9 protein-coding genes, 1 tRNA gene and 1 pseudogene are annotated in these 11,505 nt (G+C 64.6%); 5 read left to right on the forward strand and 6 right to left on the reverse strand.

All coding sequences use genetic code 11. The features are described 5' to 3' along the window. Nucleotides 1–28: 28 nt before the first annotated feature. Entirely contained in the window at nt 29–664 is a 636-nt protein-coding gene (gene upp, locus D6T63_RS08135) for a uracil phosphoribosyltransferase (RefSeq protein ID WP_120148525.1), read from the reverse strand. A gap of 23 nt (nt 665–687) precedes the next feature. Between upp and tadA the strand changes: the two genes are divergently transcribed. From tadA to D6T63_RS08150, 3 genes are all read left to right on the forward strand, one after another. Continuing rightward, nucleotides 688–1,182: a tRNA adenosine(34) deaminase TadA gene (tadA, locus tag D6T63_RS08140; RefSeq protein ID WP_120148526.1), complete on the forward strand. Its 495-nt coding sequence runs from the start codon at nt 688–690 to the stop codon at nt 1,180–1,182. Between the two features lie 49 nt (nt 1,183–1,231). Further along, nucleotides 1,232–1,720 carry a pyridoxamine 5'-phosphate oxidase family protein gene (locus tag D6T63_RS08145; RefSeq protein WP_120148527.1) on the forward strand — a complete coding sequence of 163 codons (489 nt, stop codon included), beginning with the start codon at nt 1,232–1,234 and terminating at the stop codon, nt 1,718–1,720. Nucleotides 1,721–1,790: 70 nt separating this feature from the next. Then, nucleotides 1,791–1,877 (forward strand) — tRNA-Ser (locus tag D6T63_RS08150). A 98-nt stretch (nt 1,878–1,975) separates the two neighbouring features. Here the strand turns inward: D6T63_RS08150 and D6T63_RS19195 are convergent. From D6T63_RS19195 to D6T63_RS08165, 4 genes are all read right to left on the reverse strand, one after another. After that, nucleotides 1,976–2,344 (reverse strand): hypothetical protein, encoded by a 369-nt coding sequence (locus D6T63_RS19195; RefSeq protein WP_182976929.1) that lies wholly within the window; start codon nt 2,342–2,344, stop codon nt 1,976–1,978. A gap of 123 nt (nt 2,345–2,467) precedes the next feature. After that, nucleotides 2,468–5,617, reverse strand: coding sequence for an efflux RND transporter permease subunit (locus D6T63_RS08155; protein ID WP_120148528.1), 3,150 nt, complete (start codon nt 5,615–5,617; stop codon nt 2,468–2,470). A 6-nt stretch (nt 5,618–5,623) separates the two neighbouring features. Further along, nucleotides 5,624–6,082, reverse strand: coding sequence for a hypothetical protein (locus D6T63_RS08160; protein WP_120148529.1), 459 nt, complete (start codon nt 6,080–6,082; stop codon nt 5,624–5,626). Further along, nucleotides 6,079–9,363 carry an efflux RND transporter permease subunit gene (locus D6T63_RS08165; RefSeq protein ID WP_120148530.1) on the reverse strand — a complete coding sequence of 1,095 codons (3,285 nt, stop codon included), beginning with the start codon at nt 9,361–9,363 and terminating at the stop codon, nt 6,079–6,081. The genes D6T63_RS08160 and D6T63_RS08165 overlap by 4 nt, the downstream gene beginning before the upstream one ends. A 229-nt stretch (nt 9,364–9,592) precedes the next feature. Here D6T63_RS08165 and D6T63_RS08170 point away from each other — a divergent pair, with 229 nt between their 5' ends. Next, nucleotides 9,593–10,270, forward strand: coding sequence for a response regulator transcription factor (locus tag D6T63_RS08170; protein WP_182976930.1), 678 nt, complete (start codon nt 9,593–9,595; stop codon nt 10,268–10,270). Between the two features lie 79 nt (nt 10,271–10,349). Further along, nucleotides 10,350–10,610 (forward strand): annotated as a pseudogene (locus D6T63_RS19755) (Lrp/AsnC family transcriptional regulator); the annotation flags it as partial. Here the strand turns inward: D6T63_RS19755 and D6T63_RS08180 are convergent. Continuing rightward, the gene (locus tag D6T63_RS08180; RefSeq protein ID WP_120148532.1) at nt 10,589–11,500 is read right to left on the reverse strand and encodes a phosphodiesterase; all 912 of its coding nucleotides are present in this window, start codon (nt 11,498–11,500) and stop codon (nt 10,589–10,591) included. The pseudogene D6T63_RS19755 and the gene D6T63_RS08180 sit on opposite strands and share 22 nt — an antisense overlap. Between the last annotated feature and the right edge of the window lie 5 nt (nt 11,501–11,505).

An 11,505-nucleotide genomic window follows, 5' to 3' on the forward strand; every position in this document is an offset into this window, starting at 1 on the left:
CCGTCGTCGCGTAGGAGGTATGTAGGGCCTAGCCGACGACGCCGTAGAGACGGTCTCCCGCGTCCCCGAGACCCGGGACGATGTAGGACTTCTCGTTGAGCCTCTCGTCGATCGAGGCCAGGACGATGGTGACGTTGCGGCCCTCCAACTCCTCCTGCAGCGTGGCGAGGCCCTCGGGTGCTGCGAGCAGGCAGATGCAGGTGATGTCGGCAGCGCCCCGTGCAAAGAGGAACTTGATGGCCTCGCGGAGCGTGCCCCCCGTGGCCAGCATCGGATCCAGCACGAAGACCTGGCGACCGGTGAGGTCCTCGGGCAGTCGCTCGGCATACGTGATCGCCTCGAGGGTCTCCTCGTTACGGGCCATGCCGAGGAACCCTACTTCCGCCGTCGGCACGAGGCGCGTCATCCCCTCGAGCATCCCGAGGCCGGCCCGGAGGATCGGGACCACGAGCGGCGTGGGCTTCACGAGGCCCGTGCCCTGGGTAGCCGTGACCGGCGTCTCGATGGACACGGTCTCGACGCGGACATCACGCGTCGCCTCATAGGCCAGCAGGGTGACGAGCTCCTCGGTGAGGAGGCGGAACACCGGTGACGATGTGTCCTTGTCCCTGAGAACCGTGAGTTTGTGGGCTACAAGGGGGTGGTCGACTACCAGTACGCGCATGCGACAAAAGTACCATTGAGCCCATGAACCCCTCCCCTCCGCCCGTTGATCCCGAGCACCGGGCCTGGATGGGGTTGGCACTGCTCGCTGCCGCGCGGACACGTGCCAGTGCGGACGTACCGATCGGCGCCGTCGTCGTCGGACCTGATGGCTCCGTGCTGGGCACGGGCTGGAACCAGCGTGAGGAGTTCGGCGACCCGACGGCGCACGCGGAGGTACAGGCCATCCGCGCCGCCGCCGACCGACTCGGGAAGTGGCGACTCGAGGGCTGCACGCTGGTGGTGACGCTCGAGCCGTGCGCCATGTGCGCAGGGGCGTCCGTCCTGGCCCGCATCCCCCGCGTGGTCTTCGGTGCCTGGGACGAGAAGGCCGGCGCTGCAGGCTCGGTGTTCGACGTCCTCCGCGAGCGCCGCCTCAACCACTGGACCGAAGTGGTCTCCGGCGTGCGCGAGGAGGAGTGTGCGCTCCTGCTCAAGGACTTCTTCGCGGTGCAGCGATCCGGTTCCCGCCACCCCTGATACTGCGTAGGCTGATGAAATCCAGAGCATCCCCCTCGAAGGAGTAGACGTGGCAGACCAGCAGGACGGCTTGAAGGAAGTACAGGACATCCTCGGCAAGACCGACATCGCCATCCTCACGACCGTCAGCCTGAACGGGCAGCTCGTGAGCAGGCCGCTAGCGCTGCACGGCAAGGACTTTGACGGTGACCTCTGGTTCTTCACCGAAGACCCGTCCCCGAAGGCTGACGAGATCCGCGCCAACCCGCAGGTCAACGTCTCGGCGAGTACGGGCAAGGGCTACGTATCGATCGCCGGCACGGCGACGCTGACGCGGGACCAGGCGAAGATCGACGAGCTCTGGGGACCCTCGGTGTCCGCATGGTTCGAGAACGGCCGCGACGATCCCGCCGTCGCCCTGATCCACGTCGACGCGGACACCGCCGAGTATTGGTCGATGGACGCTCCGCGCGTCGTCTCGGCCGTGAAGATGGTCAAGGGCCTCGTGACCGGCAGTAAGCCGGACTCGGGCAAGAACGAGGTCATCGAGCTGCCGTAGCGTCGACCTGCCGTGCTCACCCCCACCCGTTTTGGGACTCGGGGGCCGAACCCGGTAAAGTAGCGGCGTTGGTGACGTGTCCGAGCGGCCGAAGGTGCAACACTCGAAATGTTGTTTGGTGTAAAAGCCAACGTGGGTTCAAATCCCACCGTCACCGCTGATAAGAAAGGCCCTGCTTCCCTTGTGAACAAAGGAAAGCAGGGCCTTTCGCTTTGCCCGCGTCGACCACTTTGGCAAAGAATTGGTGAACCTTTACTACGGCACGTGAGCCCACGGCCGCCATCGAACCTTCGCACCGACGAATTCACCTTCGTCCTGTCTGTCCCGGCATGCCTGATGGTGATCGTGCTGGCGCTTGCCGCTCCGATCGTGATCGATGAGCGCCGCGGATACGGTCGGCTGGACCCGCGCCCTCGGGAAGTTGGAGTCAGAGGCTACCGCTCCCCGGCCGTCCTGGCGTCCAGGCGTCCAGGCGTCCAGGCGTCCAGGCGTCCAGGCGTCCAGGCGTCCAGGCGTCCAGGCGTCCAGGCGTCCAGGCGTCCAGGCGTCCAGGGCAGCCTCGACGTCGGCATCCGGCTCCTCGTAGGACGAGTTTTCGTCGTCCGTGGTGTCTTCCATGTCCATGACTGGTCACCCTGACCACTGGGTACCCAGGCACCCGGGCAGCCGGGCACCCGGGCAGCCGGGCACCCGGGCACCCGGTGCAGGCTAATGACTGATCAATTCGCCCGTGAGCCGCGCGTCACGCTAGCCCGCAGCTACCGGCACCGGAGCAGCCGGGGGAGCCGGGGGAGCCGCCTTGGACCGCGGTTTTCCGAAACGCAGGTAGAGGGAGGGAAGGATAAACAGGTTCAGGAGCGTTGAGGTCACCAGCCCACCAACAATGACCACAGCCATGGGATGTTCGATTTCATGACCTGGGATGGTCCCCATGAGGATCAGTGGCACCAGCGCCAGCCCGGTGGCCAGCGTTGTCATCAGGATGGGTGAGAGCCGCTCCCCCGCACCGCGCAGCACCAGCTCGGGCCCGAACTTTTCGTCCTCGTATTTCTCAAGGTGCTGGCAATGGCTGATGAGGAGGATGCCGTTACGGGCCGCGATGCCCAGGACCGTCAGGAACCCCACGATCGAACCGAGTGAAAGGACGCCACCGCTCAGGTAGGCCGCGAGTACGCCACCAACGAGCGCGACTGGAAGTGTGAAGATGACCAGGGCGGCCAAACGCCAGCTGCTGAATGACGCCTGGAGCAGCAGGAAGATAACCAGGAGAGCGCCCGCCGCAAAGATCAAGAGCTGCCGGGTGGCGGCTTCACGTTCGGCGAACTCCCCCAGGACCTCGGCATGGTAGCCGGCCGGGAAGTCCACCTCGGCGAGCCCTTCCTCGATCTCCTCCACCAGGGCACCCAGTTCGCCTTCTGACGCGGCATTGGCGCTGACGTCGATCCTGCGTGAATTGTTGTTCCGGTCGATGACGCTCGGAGTGGCGTTGACGCTTACATCGGCGACTTCCGCGAGCCGGATTGGCACTCCTGACGGAGTATCAATGGGCAGGTTGCCGATACTGGTGACGTCGGAACGGGTCTCCGGAGGACTCCAGATGCGGACGTCGAACACCTTGCCTTCCCGCCAGACGTCGCCCACTTCCTCGCTGGCCACCATCGCTGCCGCGGCCCTCCTGACGTCGCCGGGCTTGACCCCGTGACGCTTGGCTGCCTCGAGATTGACCTCGACGTCCACCTGTGGCACGTCCACTTGAAGCGACACGTGCTCCTCCACGGCTTCGTCGATCTCTCCCAGCACCTCCTCGACTTCCTCGGCCAGCTCGCGCAGGGTTTCCAGATCGTCACCGTAGACCCGGACCACTACCGCGTCGCCTTCGCCTGTGAGGACCTCCCGTATGCGCTCCTTCAGGTAGGTCTGCACGTCGCGGTGGATCCCCGGATAGCCGTCGACTACCTCCTGGACGGCTGCCAGGGTTTTGTCGTAATCGGCCGAGGGATCGACGCTGATCCAGTTCTCACCGAAGTTCACGCCCACCACCTCATCAGCCGCCAGCGCCTGCCCGATGTGAGCACCGCAGTTGAGGACGCCGTCCACAGCCAGCAATTCCTTGCAGGCCCGTTCGCTGATCCGGACCTCCTCGGCGAGGGAAGTGCCCGGTTGGGTCACCCAGTGCATAAGGAAGTCGCGTTCCTTGAACGACGGAAGCAGTGCCTGGCCCAGCAGCGGGGCCACCAGGACCCCGGAGAGGGTCAGTGCACTGAAAGCGACGTAGCCTGGCCCCGGACGGCGGATAACCTTGGACATCAGCGAGTGATAGCCGCGCTTGAGGACCCGGACCAGCGGCGGATCCCGCGGGTCCAGTGGAGCCTTGCGGAGGAAGATCAGCGCCAGTGCCGGAGTGACTGTAAGCGCCACCAGCATGGAGGCGAAGACTGCCAGCGTGTAGGCAGTGGCCAACGGGCGGAAGAAAGCGCCCGTCAGCCCTTCGAGGAAGAAAATAGGTACGGCTGCCACCACAATGATCAGGGTGGCGTACACAATTGGTCCCCGGACCTCCATAGAGGCCTCCAGCACAACGGACGCCGTGGACCGGCTGCTTCCACTCTCCCTGTGCTGTCTCAAGCGCCGGATGATGTTTTCAATGTCGATGATGGCGTCGTCCACCACGACACCCACGGCAATCACCAGACCAGCGAGCACCATGGTGTTCACGGTGCTGCCGGTCATCATGATGACCACACCTGCCGTAATGAGCGACAGCGGGATGGCAATCAGGCTGATAAGGGCTGTCCGCCACTGGAAAAGGAACGCCCCCAGCACCATCATGACCAGCACGATGCCCAGCAGCAGCGCCAGGCTCAGGTTCTCCAGCGACTTCTCGATGAAGGTGGCCGGCCTGAAGATGGCAGTGTCGACCTCGACTCCTGACAGCGCCGGCGCCATCTCCTCCAGCGCGGCCTCCACCCCCTTGGTGACCTCCAGGGTATTGCCCCACGGCAGCTTCTCCACGATGAGCATCAGGCCTTCGCCGTCGTTGATGACGGCGTCACCAATGAGCGGGTTGTGGTCCATGACGACGTCGGCCACGTCGCCGAGCCGCAGGGGGTTCCCGTCGCGTTCCAGGACAGGAATCTTGGCGAGGTCCTCCGGGGTGCGGATGGGCAGGACGTGCGAGATGCCAATACGCTGGTTCGGGGTCTCGACAACCCCACCGGCGCCTATCACGTTCCCGGATGTGTGCTTCAGCAGTCCGGCGTGCATGGCATCGTTGGTAGCTACCATCACTTCCCTGAGAGAAACCTTTTCAGCCAGCAGCCGTTCAGGCTTGACGCGGACCTGCAACGTTTCCTTACGTTCGCCCCAGATCGCAACGTTTGCCACCCCCGGGACGGAGAGCAGGTGCGCACGCAGCTTGTAGTGGGTCAGCATGGACAGCTCGATCAGGCTGTGCTCTTCCGAGGACAGGCCAATTTTCATGACCCGGCTGGTGGAGGACAGTGGCTGCAACATGACCGGTGGGGTGGCCCAGCTGGGCAGGGACGGCGTGACCGTTGCGACTCTTTCCGAGACCAGCTGCCGTGCCTTCAGCAGATCAGTACCCGGCTCGAAAATCATCAGGACCGAGGACAGTTGGGAGACGGACTTCGACCTCAGCTCGTCCAGCCCCTCCAGGCCGTTCAGTGCGTCCTCAAGCGGAACTGTGACCAGCTCTTCGACTTCCGCGGCGGTCAGGCCCAGGGCTGCGGTCTGGATTTCCACCCGGGGCGGTGCGAACTCGGGAAACACATCGACTGATGCGGAGCTGATCTGGACAGCTCCAACCATCATGATTCCGACGGCGAGCGCTACCACCACCGAGCGGAACTTGAGGCTGAAAGCAATAAGCTTGCGCATGGTCGGTCACTGCGCCGTATCCAGCTCGGCACCCAGGAGTTCGGCCGCCCCTACCGTCACAATTTTCGTCCCGGGCTGGGGTCCGCTTGCCAGCTTCACGGTGGGAGCCTCGATACGCTCAACCGCGACGGGTTCCCGGATGAACACCAGCGGCTCCGGGTTGGTGTAGACCCACGTCCCGCCGCTGGCATCATAGATCAGCGCGGAGTAGGGCACCTGGAGCTTCCCCTCCACCGTTTCCACCGCACCTGTCGTGACCCCGAGCCGTTCTGCAGCTTTCTCCGTCAAGGTGATGCGGCTGACCTCCTGCCCTTCAACCTCCTCAAGGGTGGCCGCTTCCTGCACCGCCGCCCCCGGAGCCGCTTCAGGCACTTCCCCGCACGCGGCCACCGGCCCACCGGCCAGGCACGCAATGACCAGGACGCCGAACAGGCGGCGCTTCCAAGGCATGTTCGCAGCAGTCATGACACTTCCGTTCTTTCGCGGAGCCCCGCAGCGCCAGCGGGGCCTTGTGGCTTCAGGAGGTCCTCATCTTCGGGAGCGCCGGTCCCGAACAGGATCAGGAGGGTTGGCAGGATAACCAGGACAAGCAGTGCGTGTGTCACTAAGCCGCCCCAGATCACTATGGCCAAGGGCAGGATTATTTCCCTGCCAACTGATCCCCCAAGTACCACCAGGGGGATCAGGAACGCTGCGCTGACAACCGCGCCAATGAAAATCGGCACCAGCCGGTCCTGGGCAGCCTGCAGAATCGAGGAGCGCGAACCACCCTGCAGCCGGCTTTCCTCCGGCGCCTCTGCAGACACCGGGCTGTCGGTTGTGAGGGGAGTTTGGGCCCGCCGGACCAGCAGGATGGAGTCCCGTACAGCCATTCCCAACAGCGCCGCAAAGGCGAGGAGGGTCACCAGGGAAACGATGCCCCCGGTGAGGACTGCGGCCAGAACGCCGCCTGCCAAGGCAAGTGGCAGCGCCAGGAAGACAACCAAGGCTACCCGCCAGCTTCGCAGTGCGGTCTGGAGGAGGACCAGGATGCCGAGCAGCGCCGCTCCCGCAACAGCCCAAACGAGTTGTGCGGTGTTCTGCTGCTCCGAGTACTGGGATGGCACCTGCGCGTGGTATTCCATGGGGAATTCGAGGTTGGCCAGACCGGAGTTGACATCTGAGGTGATGTCCCCGACGGACCTGCCGTCCAACTTGGCCACAACATCGATGTGGCGTGACGTATCGGTATGCGTGATCACGGACTCGTGCGGCGTGACGCGGACATCTGCAACGTCACTGAGCCGCACGTGGCCGCCGCCCGGCTTGTCGATCAGCAACTCCTGGACACTGGTCAGGCTCGAGCTGGAGGCATCGGTGCCTTTTACCACCACCTGGAAGACTTTCTGCTGTTCGAAGAGGAACCCGACGTCCACACCCTGCAAGAGGGTTGCTGCTGCACGCCGCACATCGCCGGGTTTCACGCCGGCCTGCTGTGCCTTGTCCAGGTCGACTTCAATCTCGGCGATGGGCTGGAGCCGGGGCAGGGACAACTGCGGGTCAACCAAGCCGTCCGTGGTGGCCATCATGTCCCTGACGTTTTCCGCTGTATCGCGCAGTACCTGGGGATCCACCCCGAAGACCCTGACCGAGAACTCATGTTGAGACCGGCTGCGCTCCACGTCGAGCCGGTTCTGGCCATAGGTAGCCACGCTGCCGCTGATCCCGGGATAGCCTGCCACGACTTCGCCGACCGCGTCTGCCACGCTCGAGTAGTCTGCGTCCGCCTCCATGGTGACCCAGAGTTCCCCTGAATTCGGCCCCACCACCCGATCGGAGGTGATGGCACGGCCCACGTGCCCGCCTACGTTTGCTACACCCGGAACGTCCGACAATTCTTTGCCGGCAAGCGCGGAGATGCGGCTCATTTCGCTGTTGGACGTCCCGGCGAGCCCGTCCCACTGCACCAGCAGGATCCGGTCCTGAAGTGCTGTCACTGAGGGCTGACCGGCGGCAAGGAGCGGAATACCGGCTACCGCAGCTATTGCCAGCAGGGCGCCTGCAGCCAGGACCCACTGGAATTTTGCAGCGCTTCGTTCGGTTGCCGTCCGGATTCCTGACCTGAGTCTGCCCGGGACCCGGGGTGCGCGCTCCTCGCCGGCCATGAGAGTCAGGGCCAAAGCAGGGGTGAGAAGCCAGGCGACGAGCAGGGCGACCGCAAGCGCCACCAGGAAGGACAGCACCAGGGGAACGAAAAGCGCACGGTTCACCCCCGCCAGGAACAGCACGGGCAGCAGGACGAGCGCCATGGTGAGTCCGGCGAAGACGATAGCGTTGCGGGTCTGCTGGAGGGCGGCGGATATCAGCACCAGCCTCAGCTCGCTCTTCGCCTCCGGGCCGTTCGAACCGTCCTCCGCGCCTTCCCCGTCCGTGATGCCGTTCGAGCTCACGGTTGCCGCACGCCGGCCTGAGCCCGAGGCGGAAAGCTCCCGCCGCCGGCGCAACCCGTTCAAGTCAGTCACGAGGTCTGTCACAACCACGACCAAAGCCAGAACCAATCCGGCGAAGACGACAATATTCAGTCCGATTCCGAGCACCGACAACGTGAGGAAGGCAGCGGTCGTGGAAACTGCCAGGACAATAAGTGCTACAAGGGCCGTCCGCCAGGACCTGAAGAAGAGGCCCAGGAGGAGCGCGGTCAGAAACAGGCCGGCAATGAAGCCCATACCCAGGTTCTGCATCGCGGACTCGAGGAAGGATGCTGGCCGGTAGACGCTGGTGTCCACATCGATTCCTGAAAGACCTGGTTTCAGGTCGTCCAGAGCGGCTTCCAGCGCTGCAGTAATTTCGGCCGTATTGGCGTCGGGAAACTTCTCGATGACGAGCATGAGGGCGGGGTCCTCGTCCACCACTGCGTCGCCGATGAGTGGCTGGTGGTTTTCCCGGACTGTTGCCACGTCGCCGAGAACCAGCGGCGGGCCCGTCACGTTTTCGACACTGACCTGTGCCAGGTCGCTGGGGGTGGTAATAGGCAGGACATGCTGGATCCCAAGGCGCTGGTTCTCCGTCTCCAGGAAGCCGCCCGTACCAGGTGTTGAGGCCTGGAGGAAGGTCAGAGGCGATACCCACACTGCGTTACCCGTTGTCCGGATGACCTGGTTGAGTGTTACCCCGCGCGCCTGGAGCGCCTGGGGATCCACTTCGACCTGCATCTGCTGCTCACGCTGGCCCCAGATGGAGAGGTTCGCCACCCCGGGAACACCCATCAGGCGTGGCTTGATATTCCACCGCGCGAGCACGGACATGTCCATGAGCGGAACCTCCGAGGACGACAGCCGGACCATCATCACCCTGCTGGTGGAGGATTTCGGCTGCATCAGGACCGGGGGCGTGGAAACCTTTGGCAGTGAGTGGGCCTGCACCAGGCGCTCAGCAACGAGCTGGCGCGCCCGCGGCAGGTCCGTTCCTGGTTCGAAAAGCAGCTGGATGGAGGAAAGGCCCGGAACGGACTCCGACCGGATCTCGTCCAGATATGCGACGCCGTTCAGGAAGTCCACTTCCATGGGGGAGGTGATGAATTGTTCAACTTCTAGGGCGGACAGCCCCAGGGCTTCGGTCTGAATCTCGATCTGGGCCGGCTCGAATTCAGGCAAAGCGTCCACGGAGGACCTGGGAAAAGACCAGAACCCCATCGCGATTATTGCTGCAGCCAGCGCCAGGATCAGCAGCCGGAACTGGAAACTCCATCTAGCGAATAAACCTGTCATCGCTCGTCCAACCTGCGAAGGGGGGTGGTGCCTTTCGGCGGTCGACTAAGCTTCGCGCAGCCGGGAACCGGCAAGTAGTCCCACCTTGGTTGCACGGACCCCCAAATTAGGGGGGCAGGGGACCTATACAGGGAGCACCCTGAAGGCGGAAGATTCAGGTAACGGACGTGCTAGGGAACCGCCTGATCGGCGGGTATCCCGGGTGTTTCGATGATTGGGGATGTCAACGATGACGGCAGAAGCTGTGGATACCGGCGTAGCCAGAACCAGCGTCCTGGTTATTGATGACCACACGTCATTTGCCGAACTGCTGACGTCGGCAATTGATCATGAACCTGACCTGCAGGGGCTGGGCTTCGCCAAAAATGCCACGATGGGCGTTCGGATGTGCCGCAGCCTCCAGCCGGACGTCGTGGTGGTGAGTTCGGGCCAACCGGAAGGCCTGGGACCCCGAATTGCTGCTGATTTGATGGCCGCTTCACCGGGAACACATGTGGTGATGCTGGTCAGCGAGCCCACCAGCGAGGGCCTGGCCCAGGCGGCCGCCGCCGGCGCCTCCGCCTTCCTCGCCAGGGGCACGCCCCTGACTGCCCTCCTGGGTACGGTCCGGCATTCCCACTCAGGGGTCATCGAGGTAGATCCGCAGATTCTTGCTGCGTTCGCAACGCAGGCACTGCCCCACGGCCAGGCATCGGCCGCCGCATCCTTGTTGACCAAACGCCAGATGGACGTACTGAAACTCATGGCGGAAGGCAAAGATGTCCGATCGAACGCCAAAACGTTGGGAATCTCCCAGAACACCTGCCGGGGCTACGTAAAAGCCATCCACACCCGACTCGGAGTCCACTCACAGCTTGAAGCCGTCGTCATGGCCCGCCAGTTGGGCCTCCTGGCCGCTAGCCGCTGATGCTGGCCTGACTGTCCGGACCGCCCCTCCATTTCAGCGGAACAGCTGGACCTGGAGGGAAAGGTGCGCCGTGCAGTAATTGGACGCGACTGACAAGCGCATCCTCAAGGCCATGGACGGGGACCCGCGCGTTCCGATCATGGTGCTCGCCCAGCGGCTGGGGCTGGTGCGCGGGACAGTGCAGTCCCGGCTGGAGCGGATGACGGCGTCAGGTGCCCTTCGACCCAACAGCAGCAGGGTTCTTCCCGCCGCGCTGGGACGCGGGGTGGCAGCTTTCGTCAGCGCCGAACTGGACCGGTGTAGGGGTTCCACAGCGCACTACCGATTGCGGACTGTGCCGCCCACGCCTGCCGCACGCAGTCGCCGTCGTGCCTCCTCCGGCGCAACATACTCCCCCACCGTGCCGAAGGACGCGAGCGTCGCCACCGACGTGACGACGGTGTGTGGATAGACGTGCACCAGGTTGAAGCCCTGCGCGCCGTCCATCCCCCGGATTCCTCCCACCGGCACGTTGAGGTCCTGCGTGTAGCACGTCGACGACGCCACGGACACCGGGATGCCGGCGAACAGCGACGACGACGGGAAGTGGACGTGCCCGGCGAGGATCAGCCGGACATCCCTGCCCGCGACGACCTCCGCCAGCCGATCCTGCCGTCGCAACTCCGTCAGCACGGCGAGGTCCTGCACCATCGGGATCGGCGGGTGGTGCAGCGCGAGGATGCTGCCCTCGGGCGCGGGCCGAGCCAACTCGGCCTCGAGCCAGGTGAGCTGGGCGTCGTCGAGCTCACCGTGGTGGCGCCCGGGCACGGAGGAGTCGAGCGTGATGACACGCAGCCCGCCCAGCCGGTAGCTGCGGTAGAGCGGTGTGTCCCCCGCCGGTTCGCCGAGCAGCGCCGTCCGGAGCGCGGAGCGCTGGTCATGATTGCCCATGAGCCAGATCACCGGGGCGTCCAGGCGCTCGGCGAAGGGCTCGACGGCTTCGCGCAGCGCCTCGTAGGCCCGAGGATCACCGGTGTCGGTGAGGTCACCCGTGAAGATGAGCGCGTCCGGCCGGACGCCTGACCGTCCTATTTCGGCCAGGAGCCGGCCGAACCGCTCACGGCCGTCTACGCCCCCGTACAGCAGGCCGTCGGCGACGAAGTGGGTGTCACTGAAGTGGAGGAGGAGGTGGTCGGCGGGAGGATGCTCCCTGGAGAGCGGAGCATCCTCCCGCCTGCTGGGGGTCGGCATGGGCG

The organism is Arthrobacter cheniae, assembly GCF_003602275.1.
GTDB classification, from domain to species: domain Bacteria; phylum Actinomycetota; class Actinomycetes; order Actinomycetales; family Micrococcaceae; genus Arthrobacter_D; species Arthrobacter_D cheniae.

What these genes read in the sequence shown, in the direction of transcription:
- upp (WP_120148525.1), bottom strand. Translation starts at nt 664, where the DNA reads ATGCGCGTACTGGTAGTCGACCACCCCCTTGTAGCCCACAAACTCACG.
- tadA (WP_120148526.1), top strand. Translation starts at nt 688, where the DNA reads ATGAACCCCTCCCCTCCGCCCGTTGATCCCGAGCACCGGGCCTGGATG.
- D6T63_RS19195 (WP_182976929.1), bottom strand. Translation starts at nt 2,344, where the DNA reads ATGGACATGGAAGACACCACGGACGACGAAAACTCGTCCTACGAGGAG.
- D6T63_RS08155 (WP_120148528.1), bottom strand. Translation starts at nt 5,617, where the DNA reads ATGCGCAAGCTTATTGCTTTCAGCCTCAAGTTCCGCTCGGTGGTGGTA.
- D6T63_RS08160 (WP_120148529.1), bottom strand. Translation starts at nt 6,082, where the DNA reads ATGACTGCTGCGAACATGCCTTGGAAGCGCCGCCTGTTCGGCGTCCTG.
- D6T63_RS08165 (WP_120148530.1), bottom strand. Translation starts at nt 9,363, where the DNA reads ATGACAGGTTTATTCGCTAGATGGAGTTTCCAGTTCCGGCTGCTGATC.
- D6T63_RS08170 (WP_182976930.1), top strand. Translation starts at nt 9,593, where the DNA reads ATGACGGCAGAAGCTGTGGATACCGGCGTAGCCAGAACCAGCGTCCTG.
- D6T63_RS08180 (WP_120148532.1), bottom strand. Translation starts at nt 11,500, where the DNA reads ATGCCGACCCCCAGCAGGCGGGAGGATGCTCCGCTCTCCAGGGAGCAT.